The sequence below is a fragment of the Campylobacter sp. CFSAN093229 genome (genome assembly GCF_011068225.1).
GTDB classification, from domain to species: Bacteria; Campylobacterota; Campylobacteria; order Campylobacterales; family Campylobacteraceae; genus Campylobacter_D; species Campylobacter_D jejuni.
In genome coordinates this window covers 1-12,590 of the sequence record NZ_JAAMXB010000007.1, presented here as the reverse complement: position 1 = coordinate 12,590, position 12,590 = coordinate 1, and the positions used below count along the sequence as shown (strand labels likewise).

Sequence of the window (12,590 nt, the reverse complement as noted above, 5' to 3'; positions counted from 1 at the left end):
AATCCACGCTTTATTTTTTAATTAAAATTTTATCTAAACAAAATTAATTTTTACTAAATATAATCCTCTTTCAATTGCTTATTAATTCTTCTGTGATTCTAGCGATTTCTAATTCTTCATCTGTAGGAATAACAAGCACTTTAACTTTAGAATTTGCATGATTTATCATTCTTTCACCCGAAATCCTTTGTTTGTTAAGTTCAAAATCTAACTCGATACCAAGATGAGCTAATCTCTCACATACTTTTTGTCGAACCAAACTATCATTTTCTCCTATACCACCTGTAAAAATAATAGCATCAGTTTTTGGCAACACAGCAAAGTAGGATCCTATATATTTGATAAGACGATAGCAAAACATATCAAGAGCCAAACGTGCTTTATCATTACCTTGTTCTATCTCTCTTTCTATATCTCTAAAATCATTATAACCACAAATTCCATATACTCCGCTTTTTTTATTCATCAGTATATCTATTTCTTCTATAGTTAAACTTTTGATATGGCTTATAAAAGGTAAAATAGCAGGATCTATATCCCCGCAACGCGTTCCCATAATAAGTCCTTCAAGCGGAGTAAATCCCATAGAAGTATCCACACTCTTACCTTTTTCTATGGCACATACACTTGCGCCATTTCCAAGATGAGCAGAGATAACATTTAGTTCACTTTTATCTTTTTGAAGAAAACTTGCCGCTCTAGAACTAACATAAGCATGAGAAGTCCCATGAAAACCATATCTTCTAATATTATGCTTATCATAAAAATCATAAGGCAAAGCATACATATAAGCAAAATCAGGCATAGTGCGATGAAAAGCTGTATCAAAAATAGCCACATTTGCAACACTAGGTGCAGCTTTAATCATTGTTTTTATACCTGCTAAATGAGCAGGATTATGCAAAGGAGCAAAAATACTAACCCTATCTATCTCTTTAAGAACATAGTCATCTACTAAACAATGCTCACTTAAATTTCTTCCCCCATGAACTATACGATGACCACAGCCATCAAGAGCATTTAAATCCGCTAAAATTCCTGATTCTTTAAAAAGCTCATTGACTATACTAAGTCCTTCTTCGTGATTATTTACCGTTAATTCTCTTTCAAAACTTTCACTATTTAAAACATTTTTTAATATAACTTTTGAATTTTGCTCTCCGATTTTCTCTACTAAGCCACTCGCTTTAACGATTTTATTATCAAAAAATTTAAATTTAATCGATGAAGAACCTGAATTTAAAACTAAAATTTTCATTTATTATTCCTTTCTATTGAGCTTGTATAGCACTTAAAATAACAGTATCTACAATATCATCTACCAAACATCCACGACTTAAATCATTAACAGGTTTTTTAAGACCTTGTAAAATAGGACCGATTGCTAAAGCATTAGCGGTTCTTTGAACTGCTTTGTAACAAATATTTGCTGCATTAAGATCGGGAAAAATATATACATTTGCATGGCCTGCTATCTTAGAATTTGGCATTTTCTTTGCCGCAGTCTTTAGATCATAAGCACAATCAAACTGCATAGGACCATCTATATTTAACTCAGGGTATTTTTCTTTAGCAATCTTTAATGCTTCTTTTACAAGATCTACGCTTTCTCCCTTACCGCTATCACCACTAGAATAAGAAAGCAAAGCTATTCTTGGTTCAAGTCCAAAAGATTTAGCAGTCATAGCACTTACATAAGCACTAGTTGCAAGCTGTTCAGCAGTTGGACTTGGGTTTACAGCACAATCAGCAAAAGCTAAAACTTGATCTTCAAGCCCCATAAAGAAAATTCCCGAAACAGAACTAATACCTTCTTTGGTTTTAATAAGCTGCAATGCAGGGCGAATCGTTTCAGCCGTAGTAGTTGATGCTCCACTAACCATAGCATCAGCTTTTCCAGTATGTATAAGCAAAGTTCCAAAATAAGTTTTATCCTGAACTAGCATCTTAGCCTCTTCTAAACTCATTCCTTTAGATTTTCTTGCCTCGTAAAGAATGGAAGTAAATTCTTGATTATATTCTGAATTGAGCGGATTCATAATTTGTATAGTACTTAAATCAAGACTTAATCTAGCAGCATCTTGTTTGATTTTTTCCTCATCACCCAATAAAATAAGATCAACAACTTTACTTTTTAATAAAATTTCAGCAGCTTTTAAAATTCTCTCATCATTACTTTCTGGCAAAACAACAGTTTTTTTATTTTTTACGCTTTGTTTAATCAATTCATATTTAAAACGATGCGGAGTTATAAAATCATACTCTTCAAGCTTTTGCACTTCTTCAAAATTAAAATTTTCATTAATCAAAACATAATTACGACCATCTAGGGCATGATCGAAATATTTTTGAGCTATAAGTTTATCCTCATCGTTAATAATAGCAGCGATAGGGGTATTAAGATTTTTAGCCAATTTTATACTAAGATCAAATCCATCAAGTATTCCAAATTCGCAAAAGCTATTTACAAGCACAAAATCGTATTTGCGTTTTAACTCTTCGTATTCTTCTAAAATAACATTAAAAAAATTATGAGGATCTTTGCTAAATTCCTCCATTGCCTCTCTAAAGGTAAAACCATAAGCGCTTTTTACAGTTTGATTGATATTAAATTCTTCTAACCAACCTTGCAAAACAGGGACGCGATGTATGTATATTACAGGGCAATAAATTGCGATATTTTTGTAAATTTTGCTATAATTTTTAAGCAAATTTGTACTAATAATAGTATTTAACTCATCACTTCTAGATCTCATCAAATAAAGATTTGCCATCATTTTCTCCTTGAATTTATAAATGTGGAACACTCTTTGCTTTTTCTAATTTTAACAAAGAAAAATAAAAATTCATATTTTAAAGGACGAAAATGAAAAAAGTTTTATTTTATGTGTTACCGTTTGCATTTTTTGGTTGTTCTGCAACGGTTGATCCGCAAATTTCAATGAAACCACCTGCTTATGTAGAAGAACTTGCACCAAAACAAAGTAATAATGTAGAAAGTGCACCAGGATCGCTTTTTGGCAAAGGGGATAATCCTTTATTTTCAGATAAAAAAGCTATGAATGTAAATGATTTAGTTACAGTTGTTATACAAGAAAGTACCACTCAAAGCACACAAGCTAATAAAGCAACAAGTAGAACTAATACCTCAAATTTAGGCGGAGGTGCTTTAACAGGAAGTTCAGGAGTGGTAGCTAATGCTCTTAATAAAGTCAATGCTTATTCTAATATAGGCTTTCAAACCAATAGTTCAAACAACTACACAGGAACAGGCTCACAAAGCAGAAATGAAAGTTTCAATACTACAATTTCAACGCGTGTAATTAAAATTTTATCAAATGGTAATTATTTTATCGAAGGCTCAAGAGAGCTTTTAATCAACGGAGAGAAACAAATCATACAATTAAGCGGTGTTATTCGTCCTTATGACATCGGTCAAGACAATACTATAGATAGTAAATATATAGCAGATGCTAAAATTCTTTATAAAACAGAAGGTGAAGTGGATAGAAGCACAAGAAAACCTTGGGGTAGCAAAGTTATAGAAGCGATATGGCCATTCTAAAAGCAAGGTTAAACCTTGCTTCTTGGCTTTTATTCTTTTACAGCCCTACTTTTAACCTCATCTTCAACTTCAGCTAAAAATCTATCTACAAGTTCACTTTCTTTTAATTTAGCTACAACTTCACCATGTCTTATGACAAGTCCTTGATTTTTCCCAAAGGCTATAGCCACATCAGCCCCCTTAGCTTCACCTAAAGCATTTACCACACAACCCATGACACTGATATTTAAAGGTTCTTTTATATGCTTGGTTTTTTCTTCTACGATTTTAATCGCGCTTAACAAATCACTTTGAATCCTACCGCAAGTTGGACATGAGATGATATTTACTCCGCTTTTTTGCACTCCACTATCTTGCAAAATCGCTCTTGCTACACGAATTTCTTCTTCAAGCTCACCCGTCATAGAAACACGCATAGTATCGCCTATACCTTTAAGAAGTAAATTTCCTAAAGCTATAGAACTTTTTACAGTGCTATGAAATTTAGTTCCTGCTTCAGTTACCCCTAAGTGAAAAGGATAATCACAAAGCGGTCTTAATCTCTCATAAGCTTCTATAGTTTTTTGAGCATCTGAAGTCTTCATGGAAATTTTAATATCAAAAAAGTCTAAATCCTCTAAAAGCTTGATATTATACATCGCACTTTCTAGCATAGCATCGACACCATAGCCAAATTTATCGCTAAATTGTTTTTCTATGGAGCCGTGATTTACACCGATACGTATAGGGATACCCCGTTCTTTACATGCTTTTACCACTTCTTTGATATTTTCTTTAGAACCTATATTGCCAGGATTTATACGCACTCCATCGATAAATTCAGCACAATATACAGCCAAATTATGATTAAAATGAATATCTACGATTAAAGGCAAAGGACTTTTAGTTTTAATCTCTTTTAAAGCCCTTGCATCAGCCATATCCAAGCACGCCAAACGTACTATATTTGCTCCTGCAAAATAAAGACGATTGATTTGCTCTAAAGAACCTTCTATATCTCTTGTCTTAGTAAAAAGCATAGATTGAACTGAAATGGGTGCATCACCGCCTATTAAAACATTTCCTACTTTGATTTGTCTAGTTTTAAATCTTTTATACTCCATAACTTCACTCTTTGAAAAATTTTAATATCAAATTTTAACTTTTTATTGCTTTAATTAAAGTTTATTTTTGATAATATAGGAAAAATTTTCACATTTATACTAAACAAAAAAGGAGGTTATCTATGGATTTTTTTAAAAATGGTGGAGTTATTTGGATTACAGGACTAGCAGGAAGTGGCAAAAGTTATATTGCAGAAGCATTATACAAAAAATTAAAAGAAAAATACAATAATATTATTTATCTTGATGGCGATGAACTGAGAGATCTTTTAGAGCATTATGGATATGATAAACAAAGTCGTATCGATATGTCAATAAAGCGTTCTAAATTTGCACATTTTCTCAGTTCTCAAAATATGCTAGTTATCGTAAGCGCTATTTCCATGTGGAATGAAATTTACGAATACAATAAAAAAACTTTAAAAAATTACTTTGAAATTTACATAAAATGCGATTTTGAAGAATTAAAAAAACGTGATAAAAAAAACTTATATAGCAAAAACTTAAAAGGTGAAATTTCAAATGTTGTGGGAATGGATATTGATTTTGATGAACCAAAATCTAATTTAATAATTGATAATACTTATATGACAGAACTTGACAATAAAATTTCCTACATCTTAACAGCTCTAAAAGAAAAAAAATAAAGAAAAAAGCATGCAAAATCTTTTACTCTATATAAAAAATAACCTAACTCCAACCCTAGCTCAAATTCTTTTACAAGCTTTAAAAAATTCGAATAATGAAAAATTTTTTACCTTTGTTTTGGAAAATATTGAAACAATTTGCACTTGGCTCAATTCTAGCGAATTTAAGAATAGATATTTATCAATAAAACATCCTTATCCACCTTTAATCAATCCTAATTTTATAGAAATAGATGCTAGTCGACATTGTGCAGAATTAGCTTGGGATTTAAATTTACCCCTACCTAAACACTATAAATTTATCTATATTTCTCCACATGGCGTTGGAGCAGCAGCATTTTTAAGATACCTTAATCAATGTTGCGATGTAACTTGTTTTGCCTCCTGGGTTTTACCACCTGATGCCAAAGAAAGATATTGTCTTAATTACATGTGTCTAAATGACAATACGATTACTCAATATGCTATTAATATATCAGAAATTAATCTACCTTATTTTGATAAATATCTATCTTTATTGGATTTTAACTCTAAAATTATTTGCGGAGTTCGCGATCCAATAGGAATTTTAAAGCATAACTGGGGAAGAGATTGGAGTAAAGTTTTAAGAAACTATCCCTCTGAATTTAATCTAACTTATGATTGGCGTTATTATATTGACTATCTTACTCATCAAAATCATAAAATTAAAATCGATATAAACGAACTACAACAAGGAGTTTTTATCATCTCTTATTTATTAAAATATTTTAACAAAGACAATGTATACTATCTTGATATGGAAGAAATCCGCCAATCAAAGGCCTTCGATACTATGAATTTACTTGCTATAAATTTTAATTTTACCCCCCCCCATAAAGATAAATTAGATTTATTTAAAATTAAAGAATTTAGAGGTTATATTCGCTATCTTTTTCCTATCACACTCTATGCAAATTCTAAAGATATTAATAACACCTTTTATCTTAATACTCCTAAAAATAATAAAAATTTCAATATTGATAAAACTTCTAGCATTCCCATAATTTTAGACAGAAAACATATCAATCATGAAAAAATAGACATAATACAAGAAATTATAAAAAACGATCTATGTAATGATATGGGTGTATATATTGATAAAAATGATTTTAAACAATTAGAACAAAACAATCTTTTATTTTCAACAATTAAACATTATTTGTATGATTTTTTATATCAAATTAAAATAACCATAGATGAAACAGAATCAAAAATGATGAAAGAAAAAGATGTAATAGATTATTTTATAAAAAATAAATCACTTGTTTACACTTTTTTTAATATTTTTGAAAATGATCTAAATCATTTAAAGCAAAAATTTCCCAATATAATTAACTCTTGGACATACTATAAAGAATTTGAAAAATGCGTCAAGAGTTAGATGACAATATTCAGGGAAAAGATGTAAGGGGTATTTTAAAAAGAGCATGTAACTATCCCTAAATAATTTTAGCAAAAAATACCAAATAATAGGATTTTAAAGCTTACAAAAATGACTTTTTATCTTTCCTAGTTTAAAGTGTAAAAAATCCCAAATATCCCAAAAATCCCAAAATGTCTGTTTTATCCCTAAAAAGTAATTAAATATTGTTTAAAAGGCGTATAAATACGAGCTTTGATTTTAATTTTTATATCCCAAAAGTTTTTTTACTCTCTAGGATAGTTACTTTTTTGCTTAAAATATTCTTATGTTTTCTTGGTTATGTAACTATCCTTATAAAACACTATATAATCATAGTTTAACCATCTTTTATACAAAAATAACATGTAACTATCTATGACTTTAAGGTTTAGAGAATAGTTACATAGAAAACTTAAATATTTTTATATAATTACACAAATATTTTATAGGGGTGTATAATGAATAAGATTGATAATATTACAAATTTTTTAAATAAAAAATCTAAAAAATGTTTAGCTATAAATGGATCTTGGGGTATAGGTAAAACTCATCTATGGAAACAAGTTGAAAAAAAATAAATACAGATAAAAAAGTTGTTTATATCGATCTTTTTGGCAAAGAAAGTTATAAACAAATATTAGAAGAAATAGTTTTTAAAATCCATGGAAACTACAATAAAATAATGAATACTTTTTCACAAATTACAACCAAAATTGCAAAAATAAAATCTGCTGGAACAATTAACATTAACCCTGATGCTATTTTTTCCTTTTTAAAAAAGGAAGACTTTAATAATATTATTGTGTGTTTCGATAATATAGAAAGAAGATCAGATAATCTTTCTTTGAAAGAAATTTTAGGACTTGTAAATTTACTTAAAGAAGAAAAAGAATGTAATGTTGTTATGATTTTTCATAAAGGTGAATTAGAAGAACAAGACAATAATTCAGCTATAAATGATAAAGAAAAACAAGCTAAACAAGATAATGGTAAAAACTGGTATCAAACATACAAAGAAAAAATTATCGATTATGAGTTTATTATAAATGACAATAGCAAAGTGGCTCATAATATTATTTCCAATGAAGTAAAATGTGATAAAGAAGTACAAAATATAATTTTTAAATGTTATCAACAATTCTGTAGTAATAATTTAAGATTACTCTTAAAATTTATAGAATATGTAAACTACTTTAATAAAGAATGTTTTAATCAATATTATAGCGATAAGCTCTTTTATATGGTGTTAAATATTTATTATCAAGATTTGTTAAAATACACAAAACAACATTATTGCACACCTATTAATGATCATAATAAAGAAATTGATATTCCAATATTTCAGAAATATTTTAATAATTATTATATTTTAAGTCAGGAAAATTTGAGTATTTTAAAAAATAATTTTGAAAATAGCTTAAAAAATTATAATAGAATGTACTTTCGAAATTATTATGAGAAATATTTATATGGGAATTTAGATGATATAAATTTTGTAAAATGCATAGAAGACCTACTTCCAAAATTTAAAAATTATACATATGAAAATGGAACTTATTATTCTATTTCTTACTATCAAGCTTTTTTTGAACTTTATAGAAGGATTATGGGTAAAGAATTAGATTGCAAAAAAGATATTGAAAAAAAATTATTAAAGAATTTGTTGAATATGAATTTGATATATCAATTTGGCGTGATACATTTCATAACGATTTTTATAAAGAAATAAAAGACATGATAGAGAAAAATGAAGAGTATAAAAATTATTATCAAGAATTACAAAGTAAAAAACATAAAAATATAAATATTGATTCATTTTTAAATGGTCTTTCATCGGATAAAATTAGACAAACATTTAGCACTAACAATATTTGGCAATACAATCATTTTGAGATTGAAAGCATAGTAAAGTCTTTTCAAATAAATAACGATTTTTATCATGAATTTTTTATCTTTTTCTCTAGTGCGATGGATGCTCAAATGCAAGAAAAATATGATCTTAAAAATAGTTTATTTCAAGCTTATTTAAATTTTCTAGATTTAAATGAAAATAAAATTAAAAAAGAAAAAATTCTTAAAACTCTTGAACATCGAGAGTATAATTGTTTTTTATTGCAAATACTTAAACCCAATATTTTAGAATGAAATATTTTCCTTGCTTTTTGATTTGAAATTAAAATCAAAGGATTTAAAATGCAAATGCAAGAAGTGATTGAAAAATTAAAAGATATACTTGCAAGTGAAGGTAAGCGTGATTTAAAAAAAAGATATAGCCAAAGAATTAGGAATCAATCCTGATACTTTTAATTCCATGAAATTTAGAAACTCCATTCCTTATCCACAAATCTTAAACTTTTTAAATGAGAGGAATATAAGCATTAATTATTTTCTCTATGGTGTCTCTCCTAAAGATCAATTAGAATGTGAGAATAAATATAGAATTTTAAAGCTTTATAAAACAAATGCGAGTTTAGGCGGAGGCGGGATTAATGATTCAATAGATTGTTCTGAGCTTATTGTGGATGAAAAACTATTAAACTTTTTTGGTAGTAAAGAATGTGAGTTTATCACTTGCTATGGAGAAAGCATGGAGCCACTTATAAAAGATGGAAGTATTTGTGTAATAGATAGAAATAAAACCTTTAAGAATAAAAGCATTTGTGTGATTAACACTAGAGATGAACTTTTTATAAAACAAGTTTTAAAACAAGATGATGGAGTGATTTTACACTCTTTAAATCCTTTATATAAAGATATATTTTATAAAAATGGAGATTTTTTGCTAATTGGTGTGGTAATTGGAGAACTTTCTAAGATGTAACAGCACACAATAAGCTAAGTCAAGCTAATCTTGTCTCATCAATACAAAAGGATATAAAGATGGATAGAGTATCAGCAGACATAAGACAAGGTATTAACAAAAGATTTATAAACGCAATTTGCAATTATAACAATGAACTTGTTTTAGAATATCTTAAAAATGGTATGAGTGTTACTAAAGAATGCATGGGTGAAGAGCCTATGTTTTATGCAGTAACTCATAATAATTTTGGAGCGATTTTACTTTTATTAAAATACGGTGCTATTTTAGATAAAGAGTATCTAGAAGAAAGCAATAAAGATTTTAGCAAAGAAGCTTTAGAATTTTTAGCCTCTTTGCTCTAAAAAGGATATATATAATCTTGTTTTATCAGACCTACATTTTTAAGTCTGTGAAAAACAGCTTGTTTTGAAACTTCGAATTTTGAAGCAATAAGTAATATTGCTTCTGCTGCCTTTAAATCAGGTGTTGTTTTTCTGCATTCTGCTATAAAATCTTCTATTTGTCGAAGAGGCATAAGTAGTCTTGCCGCAAATTGATTGGCTCTAGTTTCTATTCCACCATATGTATTGCTTCTGTAAAGGGTTTCATAACTATCAATAATAGGATTTTCTATGCTAGGTAAAATATCATTAGCTAAATGCCCTAATTCATGTGCTAATGTAAAACGCTGTCTATTTTCATTTTTAAGCGGATTTATCCAAATAATAGGTTCACCTTTTTCATCTACACTAATTTGACCTTCAGTGTCAATTTTATCAAGGTCAAGATCTTTAACTACATTTATACCTAATTTTTGAGCAATTTCAAACGGATTGAATGGTGGTTCTTTCATTTCCAATAAATCTAAAATTTCATAAGGGGTTTTATCTTTTATTTCTTTATAAGTCATTCCAAACCTCCTATTTGTGATTTTTCTTGATCAATATCTGTCAATATAGATATTTTATCATTTATATGTAAATCGACCATTCTTTCAAATTCTTCCATAAATTCACTATTTTTTAGAATTTTATTTATAAAATCATTGCGTAATTTCTCATCTTCTATAATTTTATTCAAAAATACATCAGTTGTTTCTTTTATTAATCTTTGTTTATCACGGTTATAATATATAGTAAGCCCTATGGTAATAACAGCTGTTAAGAAAGTAGCAATAGCAACAATTAAACTTCCATAAGTTAGATAAGAACTTGCAATAGTAATAATATCAGAATTGGTGTAATTGTTTTCTATAATAAATCCTTAAATTACTTTTAATTTTAAAGGTACTTTACCATATTTTTACAAAATTAAATATTAAAGAGAGTATTTTTACTCTCTTAGCTTTTAAAAATTCATAATCAAAAGCTCTTTGCTTTCTTTTCTTTTTAAAACATTATTATTTAAAGAATACCTTACTTTCAACTCCTTAAAATTAAAATCTTTATAAAGCTTTCTTATAAGCTCACAATCATTATAAGAAAGCATAAATTTACCTTTGATATTTTTTAACAACTTGCAGCGAGATGCTAATTTTTATTCAATACCAAAACTTAATGTTTCGGCTTCTACCAGTGGTGACAATGAGTTAATTGGGCTCGAAGGATATGAAACAGGTGAAATGCTTGAGCTTAGTAAAGCCTTTTTTAAAACAACGCCTAAAAATATAAAAGCTATTAAAGTTGATGGTTATTCTATGGTTCCAATGCTTTTACCTGATAGCTGGGTTGTTTTTGAAGAAACGCATAAGTATCAAGGAGATGGATTGTATATTTTAAATTTTGATAACCAATTAATGGTTAAACTTTTGCAATTAGATCCAATAAGTAAAGTTTTAGATATTATTAGTGTAAATAAGGATTATAAAAGCTATAGTTTGGACTTAAAAGACTCGCAAGTTGAGCTGATTATACAAGGCAAAGTTTTGCGTTTTATTATATAATTTAAAGGAATTAAAGTGAATATTGTGTTGCTAATATTAATAATCTTTTATGTAATTATTTATATAGAAAAAAAAAGGAACACCAAATAAGCCGCTAAAAGAAATTTGGAATGAATATAAGCAGGAAATGCAAAAAATCAACGAAGAGCATAGGTAAAAAATGCAGAAAATTGATGAAAATTTTAAAAAAGAAAAAGAGCAAAATAAGGACTTGGAACTTAATAAATTTCAAATAACCTCACGCGAAATTTTTACCATAAAAACTCCAGAGAATAAAGATGTTGAGGTTGAATTAACTTGTACAGCTGGATTAATTCAAACTAGCCAAATTAATTATGAAGAGATTGTTAGAAAAGAATTTTTATACAAATGTTTTCCAGTAACTTGGAATGATTTTTTAAAGCTTAACAAGTATGAAAAAAATTGGCATATACAGTTAAAGATTGTGATGATATTGGATTGTTAAAAGAGGTTTATGAGTAAATATTCAAATATTTAAAATGACAAAGTGAACTTCCTGAATATTTTAAAAAAGATATACGATCTAGGAAGAGATATTTGCACGAATTTTCGGACCCCGTTCAAATAAAAAGCAAATTAAGTTTAAAAGCTTATCGCTACTATATCGACTTCTTTTTAATGAAATACCAGAAGGAAGCTATTTTCCTATGCAAACAATGCATAGGGGTGATGAGTTGAATGAAGCTTTATATAATACTTACTTTTTTAAAAGATGATGAAAGTATAGATATATATTATCCGCCAAATTTTTATGAAGATACATCAATTTTTAATATAGTAGAACATAGTTTTTTTAACAGTAGGGAATATTATAAAAATTACAAACTTTTAATCGTTTTGATTTAAAGCCACACTCTGATTACGACTTTAACATTCCAAAATATATAGTAAAGCATTATTTGGATATGAAAACTATTGTTAAAGAAAATGAACATCATAAACGAATTTTTTGTTAGTTTTATTTTAATAAAGTTATATTTTAAGTTTAAGGTTTGTAGAAAAATAAAATTTCCACTTTTATGGAAGTTTTATTTTTCCAAATGGAAATTTTATTTTTCCGCCGACAAAAGATTTGTAAATTAATAA

15 protein-coding genes and 2 pseudogenes are annotated in these 12,590 nt (G+C 27.9%); 11 read left to right on the top strand and 6 right to left on the bottom strand.

Translation table 11 applies throughout. From position 1 onward, the window contains the following. Positions 1–70: 70 nt before the first annotated feature. Both FBE93_RS04180 and pta read right to left on the bottom strand, forming a co-directional pair. Positions 71–1,258, bottom strand: coding sequence for an acetate kinase (locus tag FBE93_RS04180; RefSeq protein WP_002933525.1), 1,188 nt, complete (start codon positions 1,256–1,258; stop codon positions 71–73). A gap of 13 nt (positions 1,259–1,271) precedes the next feature. Continuing rightward, positions 1,272–2,777 carry a phosphate acetyltransferase gene (gene pta, locus FBE93_RS04175; RefSeq protein ID WP_072225830.1) on the bottom strand — a complete coding sequence of 502 codons (1,506 nt, stop codon included), beginning with the start codon at positions 2,775–2,777 and terminating at the stop codon, positions 1,272–1,274. Between the two features lie 89 nt (positions 2,778–2,866). On the opposite strand from pta, the gene flgH reads away from it, so the two are divergent. Next, on the top strand, positions 2,867–3,565 hold the full coding sequence (gene flgH / locus FBE93_RS04170) for a flagellar basal body L-ring protein FlgH (protein ID WP_002864738.1): 699 nt from the start codon (positions 2,867–2,869) through the stop codon (positions 3,563–3,565). Positions 3,566–3,594: 29 nt separating this feature from the next. On the opposite strand, the gene ispG is transcribed toward flgH, so the two are convergent. Further along, positions 3,595–4,668: a flavodoxin-dependent (E)-4-hydroxy-3-methylbut-2-enyl-diphosphate synthase gene (gene ispG / locus FBE93_RS04165; protein ID WP_002933523.1), complete on the bottom strand. Its 1,074-nt coding sequence runs from the start codon at positions 4,666–4,668 to the stop codon at positions 3,595–3,597. 122 nt (positions 4,669–4,790) lie between these two features. Between ispG and FBE93_RS04160 the strand changes: the two genes are divergently transcribed. The 7 genes and pseudogenes from FBE93_RS04160 (at position 4,791) to FBE93_RS04135 (ending at position 9,903) form a co-directional block, all read left to right on the top strand. After that, the gene (locus tag FBE93_RS04160) at positions 4,791–5,315 is read left to right on the top strand and encodes an adenylyl-sulfate kinase (RefSeq protein WP_002893071.1); all 525 of its coding nucleotides are present in this window, start codon (positions 4,791–4,793) and stop codon (positions 5,313–5,315) included. A 10-nt stretch (positions 5,316–5,325) separates the two neighbouring features. Beyond that, entirely contained in the window at positions 5,326–6,717 is a 1,392-nt protein-coding gene (locus FBE93_RS04155; RefSeq protein WP_002933522.1) for a DUF2972 domain-containing protein, read from the top strand. Between the two features lie 479 nt (positions 6,718–7,196). Beyond that, positions 7,197–7,316 (top strand): P-loop NTPase fold protein, encoded by a 120-nt coding sequence (locus FBE93_RS08425; protein WP_242631489.1) that lies wholly within the window; start codon positions 7,197–7,199, stop codon positions 7,314–7,316. A gap of 266 nt (positions 7,317–7,582) precedes the next feature. Beyond that, entirely contained in the window at positions 7,583–8,467 is an 885-nt protein-coding gene (locus FBE93_RS08420; RefSeq protein ID WP_242631488.1) for a hypothetical protein, read from the top strand. A 5-nt stretch (positions 8,468–8,472) separates the two neighbouring features. After that, complete coding sequence (locus tag FBE93_RS08415) at positions 8,473–8,883, top strand: hypothetical protein (protein ID WP_165434203.1); 411 nt, start codon at positions 8,473–8,475, stop codon at positions 8,881–8,883. A 48-nt stretch (positions 8,884–8,931) separates the two neighbouring features. Next, positions 8,932–9,559: pseudogene (locus tag FBE93_RS04140) on the top strand (LexA family transcriptional regulator). 59 nt (positions 9,560–9,618) lie between these two features. Then, positions 9,619–9,903 carry a hypothetical protein gene (locus FBE93_RS04135; RefSeq protein WP_165434202.1) on the top strand — a complete coding sequence of 95 codons (285 nt, stop codon included), beginning with the start codon at positions 9,619–9,621 and terminating at the stop codon, positions 9,901–9,903. On the opposite strand, the gene FBE93_RS04130 is transcribed toward FBE93_RS04135, so the two are convergent. From FBE93_RS04130 to FBE93_RS04120, 3 genes and pseudogenes are all read right to left on the bottom strand, one after another. Continuing rightward, positions 9,900–10,451, bottom strand: a complete 552-nt coding sequence (locus FBE93_RS04130; RefSeq protein WP_002801718.1) for an ImmA/IrrE family metallo-endopeptidase — start codon at positions 10,449–10,451, stop codon at positions 9,900–9,902. The two genes, FBE93_RS04135 and FBE93_RS04130, sit on opposite strands and share 4 nt — an antisense overlap. Next, positions 10,448–10,621, bottom strand: coding sequence for a hypothetical protein (locus FBE93_RS04125; protein WP_002801716.1), 174 nt, complete (start codon positions 10,619–10,621; stop codon positions 10,448–10,450). Before FBE93_RS04125 ends, FBE93_RS04130 begins: the two co-directional genes overlap by 4 nt. 267 nt (positions 10,622–10,888) lie before the next feature. Then, positions 10,889–11,056 (bottom strand): annotated as a pseudogene (locus FBE93_RS04120) (DNA adenine methylase); the annotation flags it as partial. A 1-nt stretch (position 11,057) separates the two neighbouring features. On the opposite strand from FBE93_RS04120, the gene FBE93_RS04115 reads away from it, so the two are divergent. The 3 genes from FBE93_RS04115 (at position 11,058) to FBE93_RS08300 (ending at position 12,350) form a co-directional block, all read left to right on the top strand. Then, entirely contained in the window at positions 11,058–11,483 is a 426-nt protein-coding gene (locus FBE93_RS04115; RefSeq protein WP_220552742.1) for a S24 family peptidase, read from the top strand. Positions 11,484–11,643: 160 nt separating this feature from the next. Next, the gene (locus FBE93_RS08305; protein ID WP_002877666.1) at positions 11,644–11,949 is read left to right on the top strand and encodes a hypothetical protein; all 306 of its coding nucleotides are present in this window, start codon (positions 11,644–11,646) and stop codon (positions 11,947–11,949) included. Between the two features lie 233 nt (positions 11,950–12,182). Then, positions 12,183–12,350: a hypothetical protein gene (locus FBE93_RS08300; protein ID WP_002877668.1), complete on the top strand. Its 168-nt coding sequence runs from the start codon at positions 12,183–12,185 to the stop codon at positions 12,348–12,350. Positions 12,351–12,590 lie beyond the last annotated feature (240 nt).

Excerpts from the sequence above, each read along its gene's own strand:
- FBE93_RS04135 (WP_165434202.1), top strand. The coding sequence starts at position 9,619 with ATGGATAGAGTATCAGCAGACATAAGACAAGGTATTAACAAAAGATTT.
- FBE93_RS04130 (WP_002801718.1), bottom strand. The coding sequence starts at position 10,451 with ATGACTTATAAAGAAATAAAAGATAAAACCCCTTATGAAATTTTAGAT.
- FBE93_RS08305 (WP_002877666.1), top strand. The coding sequence starts at position 11,644 with ATGCAGAAAATTGATGAAAATTTTAAAAAAGAAAAAGAGCAAAATAAG.
- FBE93_RS08300 (WP_002877668.1), top strand. The coding sequence starts at position 12,183 with ATGAAGCTTTATATAATACTTACTTTTTTAAAAGATGATGAAAGTATA.
- flgH (WP_002864738.1), top strand. The coding sequence starts at position 2,867 with ATGAAAAAAGTTTTATTTTATGTGTTACCGTTTGCATTTTTTGGTTGT.
- FBE93_RS04155 (WP_002933522.1), top strand. The coding sequence starts at position 5,326 with ATGCAAAATCTTTTACTCTATATAAAAAATAACCTAACTCCAACCCTA.
- FBE93_RS04160 (WP_002893071.1), top strand. The coding sequence starts at position 4,791 with ATGGATTTTTTTAAAAATGGTGGAGTTATTTGGATTACAGGACTAGCA.
- FBE93_RS04180 (WP_002933525.1), bottom strand. The coding sequence starts at position 1,258 with ATGAAAATTTTAGTTTTAAATTCAGGTTCTTCATCGATTAAATTTAAA.
- ispG (WP_002933523.1), bottom strand. The coding sequence starts at position 4,668 with ATGGAGTATAAAAGATTTAAAACTAGACAAATCAAAGTAGGAAATGTT.
- FBE93_RS08425 (WP_242631489.1), top strand. The coding sequence starts at position 7,197 with ATGAATAAGATTGATAATATTACAAATTTTTTAAATAAAAAATCTAAA.
- pta (WP_072225830.1), bottom strand. The coding sequence starts at position 2,777 with ATGATGGCAAATCTTTATTTGATGAGATCTAGAAGTGATGAGTTAAAT.
- FBE93_RS08415 (WP_165434203.1), top strand. The coding sequence starts at position 8,473 with ATGATAGAGAAAAATGAAGAGTATAAAAATTATTATCAAGAATTACAA.